Here is a 24,488-nt window from a genome sequence, read left to right on the forward strand (position 1 = left end):
TCGTGCCGGGAGGGCTAGAGGACGCGCGCGAGCGCGTGGCACACGTCGAGCAGCCGTCGGCGCAGCGCGTTGCCCGCGACCGCGTGCTCGCGCTGGCGTCGGACGTACTCCGCCTTGCCGTCGACGGTCTCGATCGCGACCGGCGGCAGGCCGTAGGACGTGACGTCGTAGGGCGACGCCTGCATGTCGAGCGTGCGGATGCGGCGTGCGAGCGCGAAGCAGTCGAGCAGCAGGTCGCCCGGGACGGCGGGGCCGAGCTTGAGCGCCCACTTGTAGACGTCCATGCCCGCGTGCAGGCACCCCGGCTGCTCGAGCGCGACCTGGTCCTCGCGGGTCGGCCGGAGCGTGTTGCGCGCGACCGCGTCGGGCGTGAAGAAGCGGAACGCGTCGAAGTGCGAGCAGCGGATCCGGTGCGACTCGACGACCGCGTCGGTGCCCGCACCGCCGAGCCGCAGCGGCAGCGGGTGACGGTGCGCGTCGTCGCCCTCCCGGTACACCATCGCCCACTCGTGCAGCCCGAAGCACCCGGTGAACGCGGGCCGGTCGAGCGTGGCCGCGAGCAGCCCCGCGACGAACCGCACCGTGTCGTCCCGCTCGGCGAGGAACGCCTCGACGTCGAGCGCAACCGTCCTGTCGTCGCCCGTGCGGTACCAGCGCCACCCCGCGTGCGGCGCGGGCGTGCCGTCGTCCGGCCCGAGCGCGACGCCCACGCCCGGGTGCCAGCGGCGCAACGTCGCGGGCTTCGTCGGGTAGTACTCGAACAGGAAGTCCTCGATCGCGTGCCGTTCGCCACGCTGCCGCCGCGCGCGGTGCGCGGCGGTGAACGCGTCGGCGCGCTCGGCGTGCGCGGCGGCGAGGGCCTGCCACCGTGCGGCCGGCAGCGCGAGCGGCGGCGCGTCGGCGGTCGTGGTCACGTCTCCAGGGTAGGTCGGCCCGTCGGTGCTCCCGACGCGGCCGCGCGTCGCCCGGCCGCCGCTGCCGGCCTCGGTCCGCCTGGCGTGCGCCGCGGGCCGACCGACACACTGTCCTCGTGCTCACCGTCGCCCTGGTCCTCGCCGCGCTCGCGGGCCTCCTGCACGTCTACATCTTCGTGCTCGAGTCGCTGCGGTTCGACCGTCCCGAGGTCCACCAGCGGTTCCGCACCCGGACCGAGGACGTGCCCGCGGTGCGAGCGTGGGCGTACAACCAGGGCTTCTACAACCTGTTCCTCGCGATCGGGGCCCTCGTCGGCGTGCTGGTCGCCGCGACCGGACCCGACGACGTCGGCCTCGCGCTGGTGCTGCTCGCGTGCGGCTCGATGCTCGCCGCAGCGCTCGTCCTGGTCGCGACCGACCGCCGGATGGTGCGGGCCGCGGCGTCGCAGGGCACGATCCCGCTGCTCGCCGTCGTGGCCGCCGTCGTCGCGCTCGCGGCGTGAGGCGGGTCCTCCCTCGTCAGGTCGACGGCGTGGTGGTCCAGGACGCGGCGTCGGCCACGCGCCGAGGTCACGCATGGCTGCGGGCGTCCGGGCGACGCGCCGTCGCTGCGCGCGGCGAGGCGGCGCAGCCGTGGATAGCGTGGCGGGCAGGGGCGTGCGGCAGGGGGCGTCGCTGAACGGCAGCACGACGTCGCGGGCGCGGCAGGTCGTCCCGTGACGGACCGGAGGACCGATGGTCGACATCCTGCGCGACGTGCTCGTCGCGCTGCTCGTGGCCTGCGTGGCCACGGCGCTCATCCCCGTCGTCGGGGGCATCGTGCTGTACGGCATCGTCCCGTTCCACGCGGTGCGCTCGCACCTGCGCCGGGCGGGCGCGTACCTGCCGCGCGTGGTCGTGCTCATCCCCGCGTGGAACGAGGCACCCGTCCTGACGGCGTCGCTCGAGCGGCTCATGGCGCTCGAGTACCCGCCCGACCGGCTGCGGGTCTTCGTCATCGACGACGCGAGCACCGACGACACGCCCGCGGTCGTGGGCGCGGTCGCCGAGCGGTTCCCCGGGCAGATCGTCCACCTGCGGCGCGAGAAGGGCGGGCAGGGCAAGGCGCACACCCTCAACCACGGGATCCGGCGCGCGCTCGCGGACGACTGGATGGAGGCGCTGCTCATCATGGACGCCGACGTCGTCTACCGGCCGGACTCGCTGCGCCGCATGACGCGGCACCTCGCGGACCCGCGCGTCGGCGCGGTGTCGGCGTACATCCGGGAGGGGTCGCGCCGGCCGAGCGCCGTGACGCGGTTCATCGGCTACGAGTACGTGACGGGCCAGGCGGCCGCACGCCGCGCGGAGAACGTCGTGGGCGCGATGGACTGCCTGGCGGGCGGTGCGCAGCTGCACTCGCGCGTCAACATCGAGGCGATCGGCGGGCAGGTCGACACCTCGACGCTGGCCGAGGACACGATGACGACGTTCATGACGCAGCTCGACGGGCGCCTCGTGGTGTTCGACCCGTCCGCGGTGGTGCTGGCGGAGGAGCCCGACTCGGTCACGGGGCTGTGGAAGCAGCGCCTGCGGTGGGGGCGCGGCAACGTGCAGATCTCCAGCCGGTTCCGGCGGATGTGGTTCCGGCCGACGCGGCAGCACCGGCTCGGGTCGTTCGTGTTCGGCTTCATGTGGTTCGCGATCTACCTGCTGCCGTTCTTCATGACGGCGGCGAGCGTCGGCCTGATCGGGTTGTTCCTCCTGGACGAGCTGCTCGCGACGTGGATGTTCCAGGCGCTGTGGTGGGCGGCGATCACCGCGTACGTGTTCATCACGGCGACGACCCTCATGCTCGACCGGCAGACCGCCCGCCGGTCGTGGCTCGAGGCGCTGATGTTCCCCGGCCTGGGCTTCCTCGTCATCATGGCCGCGGTGTTCGTCCCCGGGCTGTGGGACGAGCGGATCCCGGCGGCGCTCGACGTCCAGCTGGGGCCTGTCGCGGTCACCGCGTGGACGCTGCTGCTGTACGCCTGGCCGGTGCTCTCGATGGTGTGCGCGTGGGGCCTCAAGCAGCTCGAGCGCGTGCCGGGGGGGCGGCGGGCGGTGCGCTTCCTCATCTACCTCGTCGGCTACGGGCCGGTGCTGTGCGCCGTCTCCGCGGACGCGTACCTGAAGGAGTGGCAGGGCGCCGCGCAGGTGTGGGACAAGACCGAGAAGAAGGGCACGGTGGCGGCATGAGCACCCCGACGTCACGCACGGAGGAGGAGCGCGCGGCCTGGTGGGCGACGCTCGCGCCCGACGCGCTCGAGGACGAGATCCGCGTGAACCTGCGGGCCGAGCGGCGGCTCGTGCCGATCGCGCTGGTCGCGGGCGCTCTCACGGTCGTCGTGCTGGTGCTACGGACGGTGCTCTTCTCCTGACCCGGGCCGGGCGCCGACACCCGCCTCCTGCGGGGCGGGCGCGTCGGGCAGCATGTCGGGGCGCACGTCCGCGGCGCGCGTCGAGACGCCGTGCAGGACGCGTTCGAAGGGACCGCGGCCCAGCGCGGCGCGCCACGACCAGCACAGCACGGTCGTGGTGACGAGGAACGCGAGCCACGACGCGACGGCCGGCGCGTAGACGACGCCCTCGCCCAGCACCGCGATGACGACGACGTGGACGGTGTACGCGGACAGCGCGAGCTCGCCGACGGCCGCGACGGGGCTGACCAGGCCCGGGGCCGCCTCGGCGACGACGAGGCACGCGACGAGCACGAGCAGCGCGACGCCCGTGTTGCCGAGCACCTCGAACGTCGACGACGAGTGCGGCTCGGTCGTCGCGATCGACGGGGGCCAGCCGAGCGCGTCCCGCGCGACCCACGCGCCCACGTGCCCGACGACGACGAGCCCCGCGCCGACGCCCGCGGCGACGAGCCGCACCCGGCGGGAGCGCAGGTCGCACCGGCCGACCGCGAGGCCCGCGCACAGGTACGCGAGCCACACGACGGCCGGGTAGAAGTGCCCGACGGCGATCTCCGCGAGCAGCGTGGGCCGTGGCTGCCACGCCGCCAGCCCGGCCTCGAGCGCCGCGCGGAGGACCGGGCCGACGACGGCGACCGCAGCCGCGACGACCAGCAGGGTCCGCACGGACCAGCGCAGCGCGAGGCAGCCGATGGCGAACAGCACCGCGTAGGTCGGCAGGATCACCGCGACGGGCGTCCCGAGCATGACGAGCAGCTCGCCGAGCACGAACAGCAGGACCGCGCGCACCAGGACCCGCAGCCGTGCCTGCACGAGCCGCGTGCCGACGACGGGCGAGGCGCCGCCGGACAGCAGCGCGAGGCCGATGCCCGCGAGGACGACGAACAGCGCCGACGGGCGGCCGTCGGCGAGCTGCGCGAAGCCGCCGGGCAGCACGCGCGAGTCCGCGTCGTCGGGACCGACGTGGGCGGTCATCATGCCGAGCACGGCCAGGCCGCGGGCGACGTCGACTCCGGCGATGCGGCGCATGGGTCGATCATGCCGTCCCGGCCCGTGTGACGGACCGTGCGCCGCGCTCGCGCCTCGGACCGGCTGGTCTCAAGCCTCGGAACGATTCGTCCCGTGCCTTGAAACCGACTCCGCACAGGTGATTAGAGTCTGATGTGAACACCCCCGTCCACGCCGACGTCTACACGCACGGGCACCACGAGTCGGTGCTCCGCTCGCACCGCTGGCGCACCGCCGAGAACTCCGCGGCGTACCTGCTGCCCCACCTGACGCCGGGGCAGAGCCTGCTCGACGTCGGCTGCGGGCCGGGCTCGGTGACCATCGACCTCGCGGCGCGCGTCGCACCCGGGCGGGTCGTCGGCGTCGACGTCTCCGCGAAGGTCATCGACGTCGCACGCACCGCCGCGGCCGACGCCGGGACCGACGTCACGTTCGACGTCGCCGACGCCTACGAGCTGCCGTTCCCCGACGACTCCTTCGACGTCGTGCACGCGCACCAGGTCCTCCAGCACCTGTCCGACCCCGTCGCCGCGCTGCGCGAGATGCGCCGCGTCGCCCGGCCGGGCGGCGTCGTCGCCGTCCGCGACGCCGACTACTCCGGCATGACGTGGTACCCGCCGTCGCCCGGGCTCGACGAGTGGCAGGCGCTGTACCAGGAGGTCACCGAGGCGAACCGCGCCGAGGCCGACGCGGGCCGTCGCCTCCTGTCGTGGGTGCGCGCTGCGGGCTTCGACCCCGCCGGCATCGCGCCGTCGGCGGGCGTGTGGTGCTACGCGACCCCCGAGGACCGCACGTGGTGGGCCGACCTGTGGGCCGACCGCTGCACCAAGTCGAACTTCGCCGCGCAGGCCATCGACCACCACCTCGCCGACGAGGTCGGCCTCGAGCTGCTCGCCGACGCGTGGCACGAGTGGGGCGCCGAGCCCGACGGCTGGTTCGCCGTGCTGCACGGCGAGGTCGTCGCGCGCGCCTGACACGTAGGCTGGCCACGTGCGCATCGCCCGCTTCACCACAGGTCAGGACCCGCGCTACGCCGTCGTCGAGGGCGACCCCGGCGCGGAGGAGCTGGTCGTCCTCACCGGCGACCCGATCTACACGCCGATCCAGCCGACGGGGGAGCGGCGCCGCCTCGACGACGACGGCGTCCGCCTGCTGGCGCCCGTCATCCCGCGCTCCAAGATCGTCGGCGTCGGCCGCAACTACGCCGACCACGCGGCCGAGCACGGCAACGAGGTCCCGACGTCGCCGCTGCTGTTCCTCAAGCCGAACACGTCCGTGATCGGCCCCGATGACCCGATCGTCCTGCCCGACTGGACCGAGCACGTCGAGCACGAGGCCGAGCTCGCCGTCGTGATCGGCAAGGTCACCAAGGACGTGAGCCCCGAGCGCGCCCTCGACCACGTCTTCGGGTTCACCGTCGCGAACGACGTGACCGCGCGGGACATCCAGCGCAGCGACCTGCAGTGGACCCGTGCGAAGGGCTTCGACGGCTCGTGCCCGATCGGCCCCTGGATCGTCCCCGGCCTCGACGTCGACGACCTCGCGGTGACCGCGCGCGTCAACGGCGAGACCAAGCAGGACGGCCGCACGTCGCAGATGGTCTTCGACACCGCGTACCTGGTGTCGTACGTCTCCGAGGTGTTCACGCTGCTGCCCGGCGACGTCATCCTCACCGGCACGCCCGCCGGCGTGAGCCCGATCGTCGACCGCGACGTCGTCGAGGTCGAGGTCGAGTCCATCGGCGTCCTGCGCAACCCGGTCCTCCGCCGGAACTAGCCGCAACTAACCTGTACCCGTGACCACCCCCGCCCCCGCCGGCTCCGCCGTGCGCGTCCGCTTCTGCCCGTCGCCGACCGGCACCCCGCACGTCGGTCTCATCCGCACCGCGCTGTTCAACTGGGCGTACGCCCGGAAGACGGGCGGGACGTTCGTGTTCCGCATCGAGGACACGGACGCGGAGCGGGACTCGGAGGAGAGCTACCTGCAGCTGCTCGACGCGCTGCGCTGGCTCGGGCTGGACTGGGACGAGGGCGTCGAGGTCGGCGGCCCGCACGCGCCGTACCGGCAGTCGCAGCGCTACGACCTGTACGCCGACGTCGTGCGCCGCCTCGTCGAGGGCGGGTACGCGTACGAGTCGTTCTCCACGCCCGAGGAGATCGAGGCGCGTCACCGGGCCGCGGGTCGTGACCCGAAGCTCGGCTACGACGGGTTCGACCGTGACCTGACCGACGAGCAGAAGGCGGCGTACCGCGCCGAGGGCCGGTCGCCCGTGCTGCGCGTGCGCATGCCCGACGAGGACGTCACGTTCACCGACCTGGTGCGCGGCGAGATCACGTTCAAGGCCGGATCGGTGCCGGACTACGTGATCGTCCGCGCGAACGGCCACCCGCTGTACACGCTGGTCAACCCCGTCGACGACGCGTTCATGGGCATCACGCACGTCCTGCGCGGTGAGGACCTGCTGTCGTCGACGCCGCGCCAGGTCGTGCTGTACCGCGCGCTCGTCGAGCTCGGCGTCGCGTCCGTCGTGCCGCAGTTCGGCCACCTCCCGTACGTCATGGGCGAGGGCAACCGGAAGCTGTCGAAGCGCGACCCCGAGTCCAACCTCTTCCTGCACCGCGAGCGCGGCTTCACGCCCGAAGGCCTGCTCAACTACCTCGCGCTGCTCGGCTGGGGCATCGCGCCCGACCGGGACGTCTTCACGCTCGACGAGCTCGCGCACGCGTTCGACGTCGCCGACGTGAACCCGAACCCCGCGCGCTTCGACCTCAAGAAGGCCGAGGCGATCAACGCCGAGCACGTGCGCCTGCTCGCGCCCGACGACTTCCGCGACCGGCTCGTGCCCTACCTGCACGCGGGCGGGCTCGTCCCGGCCGACTCGTACGCCGACCTGTCCGCGGAGCACCGTGCGCTGCTCGACGCGGGTGCGCCGCTCATCCAGACCCGCGTCACGCTGCTCGGCGAGGCGGTCGGGATGCTCGGCTTCCTGTTCGTCGCCGACGACGCCCTCGAGGTCGCCGACGACGCGCGCGGCGCCCTGCGCGACGACGCGGCGGCCGTGCTCGACGCGTCGCGCGCGGCCCTCGCGGCCCTGCCCGCGGACGGCTTCACGACGGCCGCGACGCAGGAGGTGCTGCAGGCCGCGCTCGTCGACGAGGGCGGGCTCGGCATCAAGCCGCGCTTCGCGTTCACCCCGCTGCGCGTCGCGCTGTCCGGCCGTCGGGTGTCGCCGCCGCTGTTCGAGTCGATGGAGATCCTGGGCCGCGACGCGACGCTCGCCCGGATCGACCGGCTCCGCGCGACGCTGTGACGGCGGCCGCGGGTCGGCCGCAGCCGCTCGTGGACGGCGTGCTGTTCGACATCGACGACACGCTGGTCGACACCCGGGGGGCGTTCGGGTCGGCGCTCGCCGCGATCGCCCGGCGCTACCTGCCGGACGTGCCGCCCGAGCGCGACCACGAGCTCCTCACGATGTGGCGTGCCGACGTCAGCGGGCACTACGCGCGGTACACGCGGGGCGAGGCCGGGTACGAGGAGCAGCGGATGGCGCGCGCCAACGAGCTGCACGCCCGGTTCGGCGGCCGCACGCTCGACGAGGACGCGTTCGCGCGCTGGGACGAGGTGTTCCAGGACGGCTTCAGCAGCGCGTGGACCGCGCACGACGACGCCGAGGCGGTCGTCGACGCGCTGCTCGCCGCGGGCGTCGCGGTCGGGGCGCTGTCGAACGCGTCGGTCGCGTACCAGACGGCCAAGCTCGAGCGCGTCGGGCTCGTCGACCGGGTGCCGATGCTCGTGGGCGTCGACACGCTCGGCTTCGGCAAGCCCGACCCGCGCGTGTTCGCGGAGGCGTGCCGGCTGCTCGGCACCGATCCCGCGCGCACCGCGTACGTGGGCGACGAGCTCGACGTCGACGCGGCCGCGGCGCGCGCGGCCGGGCTCGTGGGCGTGTGGCTCGACCGGCCCGACGGTCGCCGGCACCCGATCACCGACGAGCAGATCGCCGCGGCCGACGTCCGCACGATCCGCAGCCTCAGCGAGCTGCCCGAGGTGCTGGGCGTCTGAGCGGCGCCGGCAGGATCACCCGGCTGCCGAGGCGTCGCCGGGCAAGCCGTCCCGGCGACGTCTCTACACTCGCGCGGCATGGGCCTCTTCTCCCGTGGGCGTGACCGTGCCGCCGACAGTCCCGACCCCGACCTGCCGTCGCTGGGCGCCGAGCAGGCGGACTGGCTCCGCGCGCGGGTCGTCGCCGAGCTCGCCGCCGCCGGTGTGGCGGTCGAGGCGCGCGGGGACCACCTGGTCGCCACCGACGGGCACGTGTACGGGCTCGGCAACCTCGCGGCGATGGTCGCGACGGCGCCGCGTCGCGAGCGTGACGCGGTGGTCGCGACGCACGTCCGCGGCCTCCTGACGATGCGCGACGTCCGCGAGCCCGAGACGCTGGAGGAAATCATCGGGATCGTCGTCGCCCGGGTGCTGCCCGACGACCCGGCGCACGCGCCGCGCGACCCCGGCGCGGACGCAGGGCCGGACCTCGGCCCCGGTCTCGTGGTGCGCGCGTGCCTCGACTTCCCGACGCACGTCTCGACGGTCTCCGACCTCGCGACGTTCGGCGGCTGGGCTGCCGTCGAGCCGTATGCGATCGCGAACCTGCGCGCCCTCCCGGCGCCCGATCACCAGGTGCTCCGGCCGGCCCGCGGGGCCGAGGTGCACGTCTTCGCCTCCGACGACCTCTTCGGCGCCAGCCGGCTGCTGCTCCTCGACGACCTGCTGGCGTCGCACCTGCACCTGGAGCGTCCCGCGCACGGCGCTCTCGTCGCCGTCCCGAACCGCCACCTGCTCGCGGTGCACGTGCTCGCCGGGCCGGAGGTGACGCACGCGATGTCGACCCTCATCCAGCTGGCGCGCGGGGAGTTCGACGGACCGGGACCGGTCAGCCCCGAGGTGTTCTACCGGGCGCCCGACGGGACGCTCCAGCAGATCACCGGGCCGGGCGAGGACGGCGGGATCGCGGTGCTCGTCACCGGGGCGTTCGCCGATGCGATGGCGGCGCTCGGCCTGGTCGGCTGACTGCCGGCGCCGCTCAGCGCAGCGTCGCCCGCCACGCGCGCGTCACGTACGGCACCTCCACCTCGTCGCGGTCGCGCAGGTCGGGGTGGTGCGCGACGAGGTCGTCGACGCGGTCGAGCAGCGCGTCGCGCTCGTCGGCGGGCAGCGTCAGGAGGTGGCTGCGGCTCGCGGCGAGGACGCGCAGGTCGGCCGTGCGCAGGCGCGACGACCAGGACGTCTCGCGGTGCTCGGGCGGGCCGAACGCCGGTCCGAGGTCGGGCTCGTGCGCGCTCGTGTCGAGCGGGTCGCCCGTGTGCACGATCTCCGTCCAGCGCGCCACCCAGTCGGTGCGCGCGTCGCGCACGTTCCACAGGACGGCGACCCGCCCGCCCGGGCGCAGGACGCGCGCCACCTCGGCAGACGCGGCGTGCGCGTCGAACCAGTGCCAGGCCTGCGCGACGGTTACGGCGTCGACGCACGCGTCCGGCAGGCCCGTCGCCTCGGCCGTGCCGGGGCGGGCGTCGGCCTCGGGAACGGTCCGCTCGAGCTCGGCACGCATCGCGTCCGACGGCTCCACGGCGAGCACGTCGTAGCCGAACGCGACGAGCCGGGCGGTGAGCTTGCCGGTGCCCGCGGCCACGTCCAGCACGTCGCGCGCGTCGTGCGGCACGCACCAGCGCACGACGTCGTCGGGGTAGGTCGGTCGCGCCGCCTGGTACGCCGCGACACCGTGCTCGAACGACGCGGCTCGCTCCGCCCGAACGTCCATCTGGTCCCCTCTCGGCCGCTCGACGGGGCGGTCCAGCGCGCGGCGGGAGACACCCCTGGGGGTCGACGCTACGACGCGTGGACGCGCCTCACCTGCCGGGGCGACGCCCCTGAGGTGCTGGACGCGGGCCCGCGCGAGCGCGGTCGGCAGCGGACGCGTCCGTGACCTCAGGGCATCGGGTCGAGCAGCTCAAGGGCCTGGTCGTGCAGGAGCCCGTTGCTCACCAGCGCGGACCCGCCGAAGGGTCCGGGGACACCGCGCACCGACGTGAACCGCCCGCCGGCCTCGGTGACGATCGGCACGAGCGCGGCCATGTCGTGCAGCGCGAGCTCGGGCTCCGTGGAGAGGTCGACCGCGCCCTCGGCGACGAGCACGTGGCTCCAGAAGTCGCCGTACGCGCGCGTGCGCCACACCCGCCGGGTGAGGGCGAGGAAGCCGTCGAGCCGTCCCTCCTCCTCCCAGCCGGACAGCGACGAGTAGGACAGCGACGCGTCCTCGAGCCGGTCGACGCCCGAGACGTGCATGCGCGTCGCCGACGCGAGCGAGCGACCCGTCCACGCGCCGGACCCCTGCGCGGCCCACCAGCGCCGGCCCAGGGCCGGGGCGCTCACGAGCCCCACGACGACCTCGTCGCCGTCGATCAGCGCGATGAGGGTCGCCCACACGGGCACGCCGCGCACGAAGTTCTTCGTGCCGTCGATCGGGTCGACCACCCAGCGCCGCGGGCCGTGCCCCGTGTCGGGCATCTCCTCGCCCTGCACCGCGTCGCGCGACCGGGCGCGTGCGAGCTGCCCGCGGATGAGCTCCTCGGCCGCGCGGTCCGCGTCGGACACCGGCGTCAGGTCCGGCTTGGTCTCGACGCGCAGGTCCTGCGCCTTGAACCGCGACATCGTGAGGGAGTCGACCTGGTCGGCCATCACGTGCGCGAGGCGCAGGTCGTCGTCGTACCCGGGGCGCAGGCTCATGGCGGACACCGTAGCGCCGCCCCCCAGGTCAGGGGCGTGCGGTCTCGCGCGACTCGCGCGGGTCGGGGTCGGCCGAGCCCAGCCGGCTCGCGAGCAGCCGGCGGAACGACTCGACGCGGGCGGCCCGCGCGTCGCGCGTCGCCTCGTCGGGCGCGTCGGCGACCCAGTCGTCGAGCGCGCAGTCGGGGGCGTCGTCGGCGTGCGTGCAGCCGCGCGGGCACTCCTCGGCCACCTCGGACAGGTCGGCGAACGCGTGCAGGAGGTGCGCGGGGTCGACGTGGGCGAGCCCAAACGACCGCACGCCGGGCGTGTCGATGACCCACGTCGGCGCGTCGGTGCCCGGCACGCGCAGCGCGACCGCCGAGGTCGACGTGTGCCGCCCGCGGCCGGTGACGTCGTTGACCGCGCCGGTCGCGCGCGCCGCGTCGGGCACGAGCGCGTTGACGAGCGTCGACTTGCCCACCCCGGAGTGCCCGACGAGGACGGACGTGCGCCCGTCGAGCGCGGCACGCAGGTCGTCGAAGCCGTGGATGACGCGCTCGTCGCGCGGACCCTCGGTGCGCGTGACGACGACCCGGACGCCGATCGGCGCGTACATCGCGACGAGCGCGGCGGGGTCCGCGAGGTCGGCCTTGGTGAGCGCGAGGAGGACGTCCATGCCCGCGTCGTAGGCCGCGGCGACGCAGCGGTCGATCATGCGCGTGCGCGGCTCGGGGTCGGCGAGCGCGGTGACGATCACGAGCTGGTCGGCGTTGGCGACGATGACCCGCTCGACCGGGTCTGTGTCGTCGGCCGTGCGCCGCAGCACGGTCCGGCGCTCGGTGATCCGCACGATCCGCGCGAGCGAGCCGTCGTCGCCCGTGGTGTCGCCGACGACGTCGACGCGGTCGCCGGGCACGACCCGCTCGCGGCCCAGCTCGCGCGCCTTCATCGCGGTCGCGCGCCGCTCGCCGGGACCGTCCGGGTCGACGAGGACCGCGTACCGCCCCCGGTCGACGCCCGTGACCAGCGCGGTCTCGGCGTCGGCGTGCTCGGGCCGGATCTTCGTGCGCGGCCGCGTCCCGCGTCCGGGACGGATGCGCACGTCCCGTTCGTCGTAGCGGCGCGTCGGCATCAGGCGGCCCCGGTCCCCGCGTCGGCCCCGAGCATGCCCTGCCACATCGCCACGAAGTCGGGGAGCGTCTTGCCGGTCGTCGCGACGTCCTCGACCTGGACGCCGGGCACGCGCAGCCCGACGAGCGCGCCCGCGGTCGCCATGCGGTGGTCCGCGTACGTCCGCCAGACCCTGCCGGTGAGCGGGCGCGGCGTGATGACGAGCCCGTCGGCGGTCTGCTCGGCCTGCCCGCCGAGCCGGGTGATCTCGCTCGCGAGCGCCGCGAGCCGGTCGGTCTCGTGGCCGCGCAGGTGCGCGATGCCGCGCAGCCGCGTGGGGGAGTCGCCGAAGACGGCGAGCGCCGCGATCGTCGGGGCGAGCTCGCCCGCGGGCTTGAGGTCGAGGTCGACGCCGTGCACCGTCCCCGTCCCCGTCACGGACAGCACGTCGCCGTCGAGGCGCGTGGTCGCGCCCATGCGCTCGAGGATGCCAGGCAGGAGCCCGCCCGGCTGGGTCGTGGTCGCGGGCCAGCCGGGCACGCGCACCGTGCCGCCGACCGCGAGCGCCGCGACGAGGAACGCGCCCGCGTTCGACAGGTCCGGCTCCACGCGCACGTCGCGGCCGGCCATCGGTCCCGGTGCGACGTGCCAGATGTCGGGCCGGGAGTCGTCGACGTCGACGCCCGCCGCGCGCAGCACGTCGACGGTCATCTCGATGTGGGGGAGGCTCGGCAGCGTGCGGCCCGTGTGCCGGACCGTCAGCCCTTGCTCGAACCGGGCGCCCGCGAGCAGCAGACCCGAGACGAACTGGCTCGACCCGGACGCGTCGACGTCGACCTGGCCGCCGCGGACGGACCCCCGGCCGTGCACGGTGATCGGGAGGTGACCGGGCTCGCCGTGCTCGTCGACGCGCACGCCCAGCGCGCGCAGCGCCTGGATGACGGGGCCCATCGGGCGGACGAGCGCCTCGCGGTCGCCCGTGAAGCGGACAGGCCCGTCGGCGAGCGCGGCGACCGCGGGCAGGAAGCGCATGACGGTCCCGGCGAGCCCGCAGTCGATCGTCACGTCACCACGCAGGGGAGCGGGCGAGACGAGCCAGTCCGTGCCCTCCTCGACGCCGACGCCGAGCGTCCGGAGCGCCGCCGCCATGAGGCGCGTGTCGCGCGAGGACAGCACGGCGCGCAGCCGGCTCGGTCCCTCCGCGAGCGCGGCGAGCACGAGGTAGCGGTTGCTCAGCGACTTCGACCCCGGCACCTCGACGAGCGCGTCGAGCGGTCCGGAGGCCTGCGGGGCGGACCAGAGCGCGGCGGTGGGGTGCGGGTGCGCGTCGAGGGCCGTCATGGCGCCAGGCTACCGAGGACGGCCGCCGCACCGACCCGCGCGCCCACCCGACGGGCCCGTCGCGAGGCGCACGCGTGCGGTCAGTCGTGCGAGGCGTGCTGGGCGCGGTGGTGCTGGACGCGCCACGCGATGCCGGGACGGCCCTCGTGGTCGGCCGCCGCGAGCAGCGCGCCGCCGAGGGCCGAGAGGGCGCGCACAAGGCGCGTGCGCCGCTCGGCCTTGACGACGGGGTCGCGGTCGAGCCCCTTGTCGGGCAGGTTGACGACGACGAGCGGCGCGGTGAGCGCCGCGAGCGCGAGCGCCGCGGTGCGGGGTGCCTTCCCGAGCGTGAGCAGCCCGCCCGCGACCGCGAGCGCGGCGCCGTGCGCCTGGACCGCGGACCGCAGCTGACGCTCGGTGAGCTCGAGGCCGAGGACGCCGCGCGTGGCGCCGGCGCCGCGGACCGCCGCGGGCACGCGTGCGTCGACCGTGTCGAGCGCGGCGCGCGCGTGGGCCGCGTGCACCGCGGGGTGGCGCACGACGTCGAGGCCCTCGACGACGAACCAGGTGGCGAACAGGGGGCGGGCGATGCGGCGCAGCAGCACGTGGACTCCTCCTTACAGCGCGCCGCCGGCCGCGGCCGGGGCGTCGGGTGACTCGCCGGAGTCGCCGATGGTCTCCCGGGCGACGAAGTTCTCGAGGTCGAACAGGTTGTCGCCGGCGCGGGTCGCGACGGTCAGCAGGGTGCGGGCGGAGGCGACCTCCTCGACCTGCTCCTTGAGGAACCACAGCAGGAACTGCTCGCCGAGCGCGTCGCCCTCGGCGCGGGCGGCCCGGAAGATCGCCTCGATCTGCTCGGTGACCTGCTGCTCCTGCGTGAGCGCGAGCGCGACAGGCTCGACGACGGAGGAGAAGTGGTTGCGGACCGGGCTCCCGGGCGGGATCTCGACGTCGAGGTCCCGGTCGAGGAGGTACTGGACCAGCATCATCGCGTGGTTGCGCTCCTCGAGCGCCTGCCGGTAGTAGTGCCGGGCCAGCTGCGGGAGGTCCTGGCCGTCGCACCACACCGCGATCGCGACGTACTGCTGGTGCGCGTCGAACTCGTGCCCGATCTGCTCGCGCAGCAGCCGGAGGAACTCCGAGCCCGTGGACGGTGCCGTCATGCCTGCCACGCTAGTGCGCGCGGGCGCGACGCGCCGTCGGCGGGAATGCGTCGCGCGTACGTGTCGTTGAGCAGCGCATGAGCCCGACCGTCCAGGCGCCCGTGCGTGCGCCCGCCCCCGCCGTGCCCGGCGTCGTCATCGGCTGGGCGGGTCTGCCGTCCGCGGACGCGGCGCCCGCCGGTGGTACCCCGCTCGCGGGGCTAGGCTCGTGGGCGATGAGCGAGGACACCCACCGCGCACCCGACGCCGAGGACGAGGGCGCCCGGACCGAGCGGTTCGAGGCCGAGGCACTGGTCTACCTGGACCAGCTGTACGGCGCCGCCCTGCGCATGACGCGCAACCCGGCCGACGCCGAGGACCTGGTGCAGGAGACCTTCACCAAGGCGTTCGCGGCGTTCCACCAGTACCGGCCGGGCACGAACCTCAAGGCGTGGCTCTACCGGATCCTGACGAACACGTACATCAACTCCTACCGCAAGAAGCAGCGCGAGCCGCAGCAGTCGCGGTCGGAGGAGATCGAGGACTGGCAGCTCGCACGTGCGGAGTCCCACACGTCGAGCGGCCTGCGTTCCGCCGAGGCGGAGGCGCTGGACCACCTCCCGGACTCCGACGTGAAGGACGCGCTGCAGCGCATCCCGGAGGAGTTCCGGATCGCGGTGTACCTCGCCGACGTCGAGGGGTTCGCCTACAAGGAGATCGCCGAGATCATGGGGACGCCGATCGGGACGGTGATGTCCCGGCTCCACCGGGGGCGTGCGCAGCTGCGGGAGCTGCTCACGGACTACGCGCGCGAGCGCGGCCTGGTGGCGGCGGCACCGAGTGCGCCGGAGGGTGCTCGATGAGCGAGATGGACGAGTCGGTCAAGCAGCTGACCGGCGGGTGCGGCAACAACTGCGAGGACGCGCTGGACCGGCTCTGGGAGTACCTGGACGCCGAGCTGGCCGACGTCGACGCCCAGACGATCCGGGCGCACCTGGCGGAGTGCCAGGGGTGCCTGCAGGAGTACGACGTCGACGTCGTCGTGAAGCACCTGGTGCGGCGCGGCTGCCAGGAGGTCGCGCCCGACACGCTGCGGGTGCGGATCCACGAGCAGCTGACCGTGCACCTGCGGTCGTCGCAGACCTGACGGACAGGCCGAAGGCCCGGTCCCCGCGAGGGGGCCGGGCCTTCGTGCGTGCGGGAGTGTCCCGGCCTGGATCAGGCGTTGGGACGCTTGCCGTGGTTCGCGCCGTTGCCCGCTCGGGAACGACGCTTGCGGCCGCGCTTGCTCATGGATCGTCTCCTCGACGTCTGTGCTGGTTGCCCTCCATCGTCCCACATCGCACGAGGACCCCTGACGGCCGCTCAAGTCGGCGGGCATTCCGGCCGATAAGGGCTGCGTGACCCAGAGCACGCAGTCCGTCATCCCGTTCCTGCACGCCCTCGCCAGCACGGGCGGCTCCGACCTGCACTGCAAGGTCGGCTCCGCGCCGCGCGTGCGCGTCGACGGGCGGCTGCGCAAGCTGCAGGTCCCGGACCTGCGACCGTCGGACACCGAGCGGATGCTCGAGGAGGTCCTCCCGGACGACCTCGTCGAGAAGTTCCGCACGACGCACGAGGCGGACTTCGCGTACTCGCTGTCGGGCGTCGGCCGGTTCCGCGTGAACGCCTACCAGGCGCGCGGCACGTACGGGCTGGTGTTCCGGCGCGTCGCCGTGGGCGCGGAGTCGCTCGGCACGCTGGGGCTGCCGGAGGTCGTGGGGGAGCTCGCGCTCGAGCCGCGCGGTCTGGTCCTGGTGACGGGTCCGACGGGTTCGGGCAAGACGACGACGCTCGCGTCGATGGTCGACCTCATCAACACGTACCGCGAAGTCAACATCGTCACGATCGAGGACCCGATCGAGATCCTGCACCACGACAAGAAGGCGATCGTGTCGCAGCGCGAGGTCCGTCAGGACACCGCGGACTTCACGGTCGCGCTGCGCGCCGCGATGCGGCAGGACCCCGACGTGATCCTGGTCGGCGAGATGCGTGACGTGGAGACGGTGCGCGCGGCGCTGTCCGCCGCGGAGACCGGTCACCTGGTGCTCTCGACGCTGCACACGATCGACGCGGCGGAGTCGATCAACCGCGTCGTGGACTTCTTCCCGCCGCACGAGCAGAAGCAGGTGCGTGTGGCGCTCGCGCAGGCGCTGCGCGGCATCGTGTCGCAGCGCCTGGTCCGTCGGGCGGACGGCACCGGCCGGCGGGCGGCCGTCGAGGTCATGGTCAACACCGGCCGCACGGCCGAGGTGATCCTCGACCCGATGAGCGGCCCGCCGCTGATCGACCTCATCAAGGAGGGCGACTTCTACAAGATGCAGACGTTCGACCAGCACCTGTTCCAGCTGGTCCGGGACGACGTCATCACGTACGAGGAGGCCATGGCGACCTCGACGAACCCGCACGACCTCACGGTGGAGCTCCGGCAGGCGGGCCTCGTCTCCTGACCCCTGCACCACCCGCGTGCCCCCGCCGAGGCGCGCACCGGCCGACCGGCCCGGTGCGCGCCTTCGTCGTCGGTGGGGGTTGCCTCGCGCCGCAGACGCGATATAACGTGTTCGACGAGACGAGATATATCGCGAACGAGGAGCAGCAGCATGGCCACCGAGACGTGGGTCGTCGCCCACCCCCAGATCATCGAGGTCGAGCAGGTCGCGGCCCTGCGCGTCCAGCTCGTCGGCGGGCGCGTCGACGTCGTCGCGCGCGACGAGCCCGGTGCGCGGATCGAGGTGCACGACGTCGAGGGGCGCCCGCTCGAGATCACGCTCGTCGACGGGGAGCTGCGCGTCGGGTACTCGTTCACCCTGACGGGGTGGGAGGGGTGGCTCGAGAAGGTCCGCAACTTCCGCGACAAGGACCGCGCCGACGTGCACATCGCCGTCCCGCGCGACGTCTACGCGAAGGTCGGCACGGTGAGCGCCGAGGGCCTCCTGGCCGGGACGGTCTCGGACTCGTCGGTCTCCACCGTCTCGGGCTCGCTCGTCGTCGACGGCACGCGTGGGCGGCTGTCCGCCAACACGGTCTCGGGCGAGGTCGTGGTCCGCGACCACGCAGGCGACCTCAGGCTCAGCTCGATCTCCGGCGAGCTCGCCGCGTCGGGCGAGCTCACGCTCGTGCAGGCCAACACGGTGTCCGGCGCGCTGACGCTCGACGTCACGTCGGGGACCTCGTCGCTCACCGCGTCGACCGTCTCGGGCGACGTCACCGTGCGGCTGCCGTACGGCAAGGGCGTGCAGGTCCGCGCGCAGTCCGTGTCGGGGCGCCTGGTCGTCGACGACGAGGAGTACAAGGGCTCGATGCCCGGCCAGCGCAAGATCGACCTGCGCACGGGCGACGGCGCGTGCTTCGTGCAGGCCAACTCCGTGTCCGGCCACATCACCGTGCTGCGCGGGGCCGCACGATGATGGCTCCGGTGTTCGCGCACGGGCAGCTGCGGCTCTACCTGCTGTCCCTGCTGGAGTCCGGGCCCAAGCACGGCTACGAGCTCATCACCGCGCTGTCCGACCGGTTCGGCGGCACCTACCGTCCGAGCGCCGGCACGATCTACCCGCGCCTCGCGCGGCTCGAGGAGGAGGGGCTCGTCGTCCGCGTCGACGAGGAGCGCAAGAGCACCTACTCCCTGACCGACGCGGGCCGCGCCGAGCTCGCCGCGCGGGAGGCCGACCTCGCCGACCTCGAGGAGGGCATCGCCGAGACCGTGCGCGACCGGGCCGCGTCCGTGCGCGCCGACGTGCGCGGCGAGATGCGCGGGCTGCGCGCCGACCTCGCCGCCGCGGCGCAGCAGGCCCGGGCGACCGCCGTGCAGCACCAGCCGCCCGTCCCGGACGACGCGCACGCCGCGTCGCACGTCCGCCGCACCGACGCCGAGGCGATGCTGGGCCGGTTCCGCGACGAGCTGCGCGCCGACCTGCGCCGCGCGGACGCGCAGGGCAAGGTCGAGCAGCTCACGGTCGACACGCTGCGGACCGTGCTCGACACCGCGCTCGCCGCCGTCCGCCAGACGCTGCGCTGAGCAGCAGCGACGCCCGCACCCGTCGAGGGGTGCGGGCGTCGTCGTGCGCGGAGCCTGGCGACGCTCGCGGACCGCGTCGGAGCGGCCGTCAGGCCGCGTCGTCCGGCAGCCCCAGCCACGCGTGCCAGCCGGTGTGCAGGACGAGCCACGCGATGAGCCCGTAGCCGGCCTGGCCGGGGAGCACGCCGTTGCCCGCGGCGAGGTCGCCCAGCCACTGGTCGTGGGCCGCGAGGGGCGTGAACGTGTCGACGTACGGCACGCGGCGGCGGGTCGCGACGTCGGCGAACGCGGCCGACAGGTCGGCCAGCTTCTCGGCGTCGGCCGTGGAGCCCGGGGGAGGACCCACGACGAACGCGGGGATCCGGCGCTGCTCGGCGACGTCGAGGATGTTGGCGAGGTTGAGCCGGGAGCGTGCCAGCGACAGACCCGCGTCGACGTCGGCGCGGCCGAGGGCCACGACGAGGCGGTTGTCCGCGTCGGCGGAGAGCCGCCGGCCGACCTCGTCCTCCCAGCGGGCACCGAGCCCGGAGGTCGTCTCGCCGGGCACGGCCAGGGTGAGTGCGGTGAGCGGGTCGGGCGTGGGCGTGCGGGCGACGACGCGGCCGACCCACCCGAGACCCTTCGGGTCGCCGACGCCGGCGGCCAGCTCGTCACCGACCACCGCCAGCCGCAGCTCGCCCACCCTGCCCTCACCTTCGCCGTCGCGCGGCGCCCGTGGCGCCGTCCCGGCCCCCAGTGTCTCAGGGCCGGGGCGCCGGACGTGGCTCATCGGTGGGCCTGTCGCCCGACGGGGTGCCGCGAGCGGTGGACGGCGAGGGGCGGTGGGGCGACGTCGGCGGCGGGCCGACGTCGCCCCGCGCGGTGGTCGGGCGGCGTGGCGTCAGCGGGCGACGCGGAAGGGCTCGGACGGGAGGTCCGACGTCGAGTCGGACCAGTCGGCGTGCGACGACGGCGGCGGCGTGGTGCCGAGCCCGTCGCCGCGCAGGGTCACGACGAGGCGGGCGACCCACCAGGCCGCGGCGGCGAGTGCGACGAGGATCCAGAAGGTGGTCATGGCAGAAAATCTATGACCGTCGATCAGGTGCCACGAGTGGCAGAACCGACGATGACCGTTGAGTTCCCGCCACGCCTGTGGTGATACTGGCGGCATGCTCCGTTCCGTCGCCGCGATCGTCCTGCCGAACACGGCGCCCTTCGAGCTCGGCGTCACCTGCGAGGTGTTCGGCATCGACCGGACCGACACCGGCGGCCCCCGCTTCGACTTCACGGTGTGCGCCCCCGAGCCCGGGCTCGTCACCACCAAGGCCGGGTTCTCCCTGCTCGTCGAGCACGGGCTCGAGGCCGCCGACCACGTCGACCTGGTGGTCATGACCGCCTACGGCGAGCCCACGCGGGTTCCCGACGCCGTGCTCGACACGCTGCGCCGCGCCCACGAGCGGGGCGCCTGGGTCATGAGCATCTGCAGCGGCGCGTTCGCGCTCGGCGAGGCCGGCCTGCTCGACGGCCGGCGCTGCACGACGCACTGGATGTACACCACCGAGCTCGCGCGCCGGTTCCCTGCCGCGGTGATCGACCCCGCGGTCCTCTACGTCGACGACGACCGCGTCATCACGAGCGCGGGCACCGCCGCGGGCATCGACGCCGCGCTGCACCTCGTGCGCCGCGAGCTCGGCGCCGCGATGGCCTCCGCCGTCGCGCGGCGCATGGTCGTGCCGCCGCACCGCGACGGCGGGCAGGCGCAGTACGTCGACACGCCCCTGCCGTGCGACGCCGACACGCTCGCCCCGCTGCTCGCGTGGATGGTCGAGAACCTCGACCAGGACCTCACCGTGCCCGACCTCGCCGCCCGCGCGTTCGTCTCGGAGCGGACCTTCGCCCGCCGCTTCAAGTCGGAGACCGGCACGACGCCCGCCGCGTGGATCACGCGCCAGCGGCTCGTGCGCGCGCAGGAGATGCTCGAGCGCTCCGACGCGACGGTCGAGGAGATCGCGCGGATGTGCGGCTTCGGGACCGCCGCCGTCCTGCGCCACCACTTCGCACGGACCCTCGGCACCAGCCCGCAGGCGTACCGCCGGACGTTCAGCGTCGACGTCCCGGTCGGCTGACGCCCGGGCTGCCGACGCGCCGCGCACGACGAACCCCCCGGCACCTTCCGACGAAGGGCCGAGGGGTTCGTGTCGTCCGAGGGGGCGTCAGCGCGCGAACGCCTGCTCCAAAAGCCGGGCCTGCTGCGCCTGGTGCTGCTTCGCGGACCCGGCGGCCGGCGACGCCGACTCCGGGCGGGACACGACCCGCAGCTCGCGGCCGATGAGCTGCGGCAGGTGCGTCGACAGGTACGTCCACGGGCCCTGGTTGCGCGGCTCGTCCTGCACCCACACGAGCTCGGCGTCGCCGTAGGGCGCGAGCGCCTCGCGGATCGCGTCCTCGTCGAGCGGGTAGAGCTGCTCGAACCGCACGATCGCGGTGTGCTCGTCGCCGGTCTTGACGCGCTCGGCGAGCAGGTCCCAGTAGACCTTGCCCGAGCACAGGACCACGCGCGTCACCTGGTCGGCCTTCGCGGCGGCGAGGTCGTCGCCGATCACCGGGCGGAACGTGCCGGACGTGAAGTCCTCGACCGCCGACGACGCGGCCTTGAGGCGCAGCATCGACTTCGGCGTGAACACCACGAGCGGCTTGCGCGGGCGGTGGTACGCCTGGCGGCGCAGCAGGTGGAAGTGCGACGCGGGCGTCGACGGCTGCGCGATCACCATGTTGTCCTCCGCGGCGAGCTGGAGGAACCGCTCGATGCGCGCGGACGAGTGGTCCGGCCCCTGGCCCTCGTAGCCGTGGGGGAGCAGCAGCACGACGGACGAGCGCTGGCCCCACTTCTGCTCGGCGGACGAGATGAACTCGTCGATGATGGTCTGCGCGCCGTTGACGAAGTCGCCGAACTGCGCCTCCCACAGCACCAGCGCGTCGGGGCGCTCGACGGAGTAGCCGTACTCGAACCCGAGGGCCGCGTACTCCGACAGCGAGGAGTCGTAGACCCAGAACTTCGCCTGGTCGGCGGACAGGTAGAGCAGCGGGGTCCACTCGGCGCCGGTCTCCCGGTCGTGGAACACCGCGTGCCGCTGCACGAACGTGCCGCGTCGCGAGTCCTGCCCGGCCAGCCGGACGGGCGTGCCCTCGATGAGCAGCGAGCCGAACGCCAGCAGCTCGCCGAAGCCCCAGTCGATCCCGCCGTCGCGCGACATCTGCTCGCGCTTGTTGAGCAGCTGCTGCAGCTTGGGGTGGACCGTGAAGCCCTCGGGCGGGCGCACGTGCGCCTTGCCGATGCGCTCGAGCGTGCCCCTGTCGACCGCGGTCTTCCAGCCGACCATGATGCCGGCGTCCTCGAGCTGCGACTCCGGGCGCTCGAGGCCCGCGACGGCCTCGGCCTCGGCGGGCGGCGGCGTCCAGCCGTCCTCGCGGGTCTCCGTGAACACGCGCTCGAGCTGCTGCTGGTAGTCCTGCAGCGCCTGCTCGGCCTCGGCCAGGGAGATGTCGCCGCGCGCGACGAGCGTCTCGGTGTAGATCTTGCGGACCGAGCGCTTCGCCTCGATGAGGTTGTACATGAGCGGCTGCGTCATCGACGGGTCGTCGCCCTCGTTGTGACCACGGCGGCGGTAGCACAGCATGTCGATGACGACGTCACGGTCGAACTGCTCGCGGTACTCGAACGCGAGCTCGGCGACGCGCACGCACGCCTCGGGGTCGTCCCCGTTGACGTGGAAGACCGGCACCTGCAGGCCCTTGACCACGTCGGTCGCGTACTGCGACGAGCGCGACGACGACGGGCCGGTCGTGAACCCGACCTGGTTGTTGATGATGACGTGGATCGTGCCGCCCGTGCGGTACCCGCGCAGCTGCGCGAGGTTGAGCGTCTCGAAGACCACGCCCTGGCCCGCGAATGCCGCGTCGCCGTGGATGAGGATCGGGAGGACGGAGAAGCCGTCGCCGCCCAGGTCGATGCGGTCCTGCTTGGCGCGCACGATGCCCTCGAGGACCGGGTCGACGGCCTCGAGGTGCGACGGGTTCGCGGCGAGGTAGACCTGCGTCGTCGCGCCCGACTCGGCGGTGAAGGTGCCCTCGGTGCCGAGGTGGTACTTCACGTCGCCCGAGCCCTGGACCGACTTCGGGTCCTGGTTGCCCTCGAACTCGCTGAAGATCTGCGCGTACGACTTGCCCGCGATGTTCGCGAGCACGTTGAGCCGACCGCGGTGCGCCATGCCGATGCCGACCTCGTCGAGCCCGGTGTTCGCGGCCCGCGACAGGATCGCGTCGAGGAGCGCGATGACGGACTCGCCGCCCTCGAGCGAGAAGCGCTTCTGGCCGACGTACTTCGTCTGCAGGAACGTCTCGAACGCCTCGGCGGCGTTGAGGCGGCGCAGGATGCGCAGCTGGTCCTCGCGCGGCGTGCGCGCGTAGCCGGACTCGAGGCGCTCCTGCAGCCAGCGGCGCTGGCGCGGGTCCTGCAGGTGCATGTACTCGACGCCGACGCTGCGGCAGTACGAGTCGCGCAGCAGGCCGAGCACGTCGCGCAGGCGCGCGCGCGGCTTGCCGGTGAACCCGCCCGTGGGGAAGGTCCGGTCGAGGTCCCACAGCGTGAGGCCGTGGTTCTGCACGTCGAGGTCGGGGTGCTTGCGCTGGCGGTAGGCGAGCGGGTCGGTGTCCGCCATGAGGTGCCCGCGCGACCGGTACGCGTGGATGAGCTCGCCGATGCGGGCGGGCTTCATCGCCTCGTCGTCGGGGTCGTTCGACGTGTCGCGGACCCACCGGACGGGCTCGTACGGGACGCGCAGCGCCGCGAACACGCGGTCGTAGAAGCCGTCCTCGCCGAGCAGCTTGCGGCCGATGATGCGCAGGAAGTCGCCCGACTGCGCGCCCTGGATGATGCGGTGGTCGTAGGTGCTCGTGAGCGTGAGGACCTTCGAGACCCCCATCGCGTTGAGGCGGTCCTCGGACGTGCCGGCGAACTCCGCCGGGTAGTCCATCGCGCCGACGCCGATGATCGTGCCCTGGCCCTGCATGAGGCGCGGCACCGAGTGGACCGTGCCGATCGTGCCCGGGTTGGTCAGCGAGATCGTCGTGCCGGCGAAGTCGTCGACGCCGAGCTTGCCGCCACGCGCGCGACGCACCACGTCCTCGTAGGCGTTCCAGAACTGCGCGAAGTCGAGCGTGTCGGCCTTCTTGATGGACGGCACGAGCAGCTGGCGGGTGCCGTCGGGCTTCGCGAGGTCGATCGCGATGCCGAGGGCGACGTGCGCGGGCTGCAGGACGCCCGGCTTGCCGTCGACGAGCGTGTAGGCGGCGTTCATCGCGGGCATCTCGGCGAGCGCCTCGACCAGCGCGTACCCGATGAGGTGCGTGAAGGAGACCTTCCCGCCGCGGCCGCGGGCCAGGTGGTTGTTGATGACGATGCGGTTGTCGACCATGAGCTTGGCCGGCACCGCGCGCACCGACGTCGCGGTCGGGACCTCGAGCGAGGACTCCATGTTGGTGACGACGCGCGCCGCGGGACCGCGCAGCTTCTGCACGTCGTCACCGGACTCGGCGGCCTCGATCCGCGTCGGGCGCTGCGCGACCTGCGCGTACGGCGCGGTCGCAGGCTGCGCGGTCGCGATGGGCGACGTGATGGGCGGCGGCTCGGGTGCCGCGACCGGTGCGGCCGCGGGCGCGGCGGGTGCGGTCGCCGCCGGCGCGGCGGCGGGGGCCGGGG

Annotated in this window: 26 protein-coding genes; 14 read left to right on the forward strand and 12 right to left on the reverse strand. The window is 74.0% G+C overall.

The features are described from left to right. Positions 1-14: 14 nt before the first annotated feature. Positions 15-914 (reverse strand): 3-methyladenine DNA glycosylase, encoded by a 900-nt coding sequence (locus tag OMK64_RS05475; RefSeq protein WP_272727068.1) that lies wholly within the window; start codon positions 912-914, stop codon positions 15-17. A gap of 116 nt (positions 915-1,030) precedes the next feature. On the opposite strand from OMK64_RS05475, the gene OMK64_RS05480 reads away from it, so the two are divergent. The 3 genes from OMK64_RS05480 to OMK64_RS05490 all read left to right on the forward strand — a co-directional run bounded on the left by OMK64_RS05480 (position 1,031) and on the right by OMK64_RS05490 (position 3,316). Further along, on the forward strand, positions 1,031-1,417 hold the full coding sequence (locus OMK64_RS05480) for a DUF1304 domain-containing protein (RefSeq protein ID WP_272727069.1): 387 nt from the start codon (positions 1,031-1,033) through the stop codon (positions 1,415-1,417). Between the two features lie 232 nt (positions 1,418-1,649). Beyond that, the gene (locus OMK64_RS05485; protein ID WP_272727070.1) at positions 1,650-3,134 is read left to right on the forward strand and encodes a glycosyltransferase family 2 protein; all 1,485 of its coding nucleotides are present in this window, start codon (positions 1,650-1,652) and stop codon (positions 3,132-3,134) included. Further along, positions 3,131-3,316: a hypothetical protein gene (locus tag OMK64_RS05490; protein WP_272727071.1), complete on the forward strand. Its 186-nt coding sequence runs from the start codon at positions 3,131-3,133 to the stop codon at positions 3,314-3,316. Before OMK64_RS05485 ends, OMK64_RS05490 begins: the two co-directional genes overlap by 4 nt. Here OMK64_RS05490 and OMK64_RS05495 read toward each other — a convergent pair. Continuing rightward, positions 3,293-4,384: a heparan-alpha-glucosaminide N-acetyltransferase domain-containing protein gene (locus tag OMK64_RS05495; RefSeq protein WP_272727072.1), complete on the reverse strand. Its 1,092-nt coding sequence runs from the start codon at positions 4,382-4,384 to the stop codon at positions 3,293-3,295. The genes OMK64_RS05490 and OMK64_RS05495 overlap by 24 nt on opposite strands. Before the next feature lie 134 nt (positions 4,385-4,518). Between OMK64_RS05495 and OMK64_RS05500 the strand changes: the two genes are divergently transcribed. From OMK64_RS05500 to OMK64_RS05520, 5 genes are all read left to right on the forward strand, one after another. Then, positions 4,519-5,337, forward strand: a complete 819-nt coding sequence (locus OMK64_RS05500) for a methyltransferase domain-containing protein (protein WP_272727073.1) — start codon at positions 4,519-4,521, stop codon at positions 5,335-5,337. Positions 5,338-5,353: 16 nt separating this feature from the next. Next, a complete protein-coding gene (locus OMK64_RS05505) occupies positions 5,354-6,139 on the forward strand; it encodes a fumarylacetoacetate hydrolase family protein (RefSeq protein WP_272727074.1) in 786 nt (261 codons plus the stop codon). 19 nt (positions 6,140-6,158) lie between these two features. Next, positions 6,159-7,673 carry a glutamate--tRNA ligase gene (gltX, locus tag OMK64_RS05510; RefSeq protein ID WP_272727075.1) on the forward strand — a complete coding sequence of 505 codons (1,515 nt, stop codon included), beginning with the start codon at positions 6,159-6,161 and terminating at the stop codon, positions 7,671-7,673. Between the two features lie 38 nt (positions 7,674-7,711). Next, positions 7,712-8,425 (forward strand): HAD family hydrolase, encoded by a 714-nt coding sequence (locus tag OMK64_RS05515; protein ID WP_272727076.1) that lies wholly within the window; start codon positions 7,712-7,714, stop codon positions 8,423-8,425. 78 nt (positions 8,426-8,503) lie between these two features. Then, a complete protein-coding gene (locus OMK64_RS05520; RefSeq protein WP_272727077.1) occupies positions 8,504-9,430 on the forward strand; it encodes a hypothetical protein in 927 nt (308 codons plus the stop codon). A 13-nt stretch (positions 9,431-9,443) separates the two neighbouring features. Here OMK64_RS05520 and OMK64_RS05525 read toward each other — a convergent pair whose 3' ends face one another. From OMK64_RS05525 to OMK64_RS05550, 6 genes are all read right to left on the reverse strand, one after another. Beyond that, entirely contained in the window at positions 9,444-10,178 is a 735-nt protein-coding gene (locus OMK64_RS05525) for a class I SAM-dependent methyltransferase (protein WP_272727078.1), read from the reverse strand. Positions 10,179-10,345: 167 nt separating this feature from the next. Then, entirely contained in the window at positions 10,346-11,143 is a 798-nt protein-coding gene (locus OMK64_RS05530; RefSeq protein ID WP_272727079.1) for an inositol monophosphatase family protein, read from the reverse strand. 28 nt (positions 11,144-11,171) lie between these two features. Continuing rightward, entirely contained in the window at positions 11,172-12,257 is a 1,086-nt protein-coding gene (gene rsgA, locus OMK64_RS05535) for a ribosome small subunit-dependent GTPase A (protein ID WP_272727080.1), read from the reverse strand. Beyond that, positions 12,257-13,576, reverse strand: coding sequence for a 3-phosphoshikimate 1-carboxyvinyltransferase (gene aroA, locus OMK64_RS05540; protein ID WP_272727081.1), 1,320 nt, complete (start codon positions 13,574-13,576; stop codon positions 12,257-12,259). Before aroA ends, rsgA begins: the two co-directional genes overlap by 1 nt. 80 nt (positions 13,577-13,656) lie before the next feature. Next, positions 13,657-14,160 (reverse strand): DoxX family protein, encoded by a 504-nt coding sequence (locus tag OMK64_RS05545; protein ID WP_272727082.1) that lies wholly within the window; start codon positions 14,158-14,160, stop codon positions 13,657-13,659. A 12-nt stretch (positions 14,161-14,172) separates the two neighbouring features. Further along, positions 14,173-14,718: a ferritin gene (locus OMK64_RS05550; RefSeq protein WP_272727083.1), complete on the reverse strand. Its 546-nt coding sequence runs from the start codon at positions 14,716-14,718 to the stop codon at positions 14,173-14,175. A 77-nt stretch (positions 14,719-14,795) separates the two neighbouring features. On the opposite strand from OMK64_RS05550, the gene OMK64_RS05555 reads away from it, so the two are divergent. Together OMK64_RS05555 and rsrA are read left to right on the forward strand one after the other, a co-directional pair. Then, positions 14,796-15,560 (forward strand): sigma-70 family RNA polymerase sigma factor, encoded by a 765-nt coding sequence (locus OMK64_RS05555; RefSeq protein WP_272727084.1) that lies wholly within the window; start codon positions 14,796-14,798, stop codon positions 15,558-15,560. Then, on the forward strand, positions 15,557-15,844 hold the full coding sequence (rsrA, locus tag OMK64_RS05560) for a mycothiol system anti-sigma-R factor (protein ID WP_272727085.1): 288 nt from the start codon (positions 15,557-15,559) through the stop codon (positions 15,842-15,844). Before OMK64_RS05555 ends, rsrA begins: the two co-directional genes overlap by 4 nt. 71 nt (positions 15,845-15,915) lie before the next feature. On the opposite strand, the gene OMK64_RS21190 is transcribed toward rsrA, so the two are convergent. Then, positions 15,916-15,990 (reverse strand): 50S ribosomal protein bL37, encoded by a 75-nt coding sequence (locus OMK64_RS21190; protein WP_370521008.1) that lies wholly within the window; start codon positions 15,988-15,990, stop codon positions 15,916-15,918. Positions 15,991-16,097: 107 nt separating this feature from the next. Between OMK64_RS21190 and OMK64_RS05565 the strand changes: the two genes are divergently transcribed. The 3 genes from OMK64_RS05565 to OMK64_RS05575 all read left to right on the forward strand — a co-directional run bounded on the left by OMK64_RS05565 (position 16,098) and on the right by OMK64_RS05575 (position 18,751). Next, the gene (locus OMK64_RS05565) at positions 16,098-17,186 is read left to right on the forward strand and encodes a type IV pilus twitching motility protein PilT (protein WP_272727086.1); all 1,089 of its coding nucleotides are present in this window, start codon (positions 16,098-16,100) and stop codon (positions 17,184-17,186) included. Between the two features lie 150 nt (positions 17,187-17,336). After that, positions 17,337-18,143: a DUF4097 family beta strand repeat-containing protein gene (locus OMK64_RS05570; RefSeq protein WP_272727087.1), complete on the forward strand. Its 807-nt coding sequence runs from the start codon at positions 17,337-17,339 to the stop codon at positions 18,141-18,143. Beyond that, positions 18,143-18,751 (forward strand): PadR family transcriptional regulator, encoded by a 609-nt coding sequence (locus OMK64_RS05575; RefSeq protein ID WP_272727099.1) that lies wholly within the window; start codon positions 18,143-18,145, stop codon positions 18,749-18,751. Before OMK64_RS05570 ends, OMK64_RS05575 begins: the two co-directional genes overlap by 1 nt. A gap of 88 nt (positions 18,752-18,839) precedes the next feature. On the opposite strand, the gene OMK64_RS05580 is transcribed toward OMK64_RS05575, so the two are convergent. Together OMK64_RS05580 and OMK64_RS05585 are read right to left on the reverse strand one after the other, a co-directional pair. Next, positions 18,840-19,433 (reverse strand): GDSL-type esterase/lipase family protein, encoded by a 594-nt coding sequence (locus OMK64_RS05580; protein ID WP_272727088.1) that lies wholly within the window; start codon positions 19,431-19,433, stop codon positions 18,840-18,842. Positions 19,434-19,631: 198 nt separating this feature from the next. Then, the gene (locus OMK64_RS05585; protein ID WP_272727089.1) at positions 19,632-19,805 is read right to left on the reverse strand and encodes a hypothetical protein; all 174 of its coding nucleotides are present in this window, start codon (positions 19,803-19,805) and stop codon (positions 19,632-19,634) included. A gap of 94 nt (positions 19,806-19,899) precedes the next feature. Here OMK64_RS05585 and OMK64_RS05590 point away from each other — a divergent pair, with 94 nt between their 5' ends. Beyond that, positions 19,900-20,856: a GlxA family transcriptional regulator gene (locus OMK64_RS05590; RefSeq protein ID WP_272727090.1), complete on the forward strand. Its 957-nt coding sequence runs from the start codon at positions 19,900-19,902 to the stop codon at positions 20,854-20,856. An 87-nt stretch (positions 20,857-20,943) separates the two neighbouring features. On the opposite strand, the gene OMK64_RS05595 is transcribed toward OMK64_RS05590, so the two are convergent. Continuing rightward, positions 20,944-24,488 (reverse strand): multifunctional oxoglutarate decarboxylase/oxoglutarate dehydrogenase thiamine pyrophosphate-binding subunit/dihydrolipoyllysine-residue succinyltransferase subunit (locus OMK64_RS05595; protein WP_272727091.1); only part of this gene is annotated, 3,545 nt, incomplete at its 5' end.

Source organism: Cellulomonas fimi, assembly GCF_028527925.1.
GTDB lineage: Bacteria > Actinomycetota > Actinomycetes > Actinomycetales > Cellulomonadaceae > Cellulomonas > Cellulomonas fimi_C.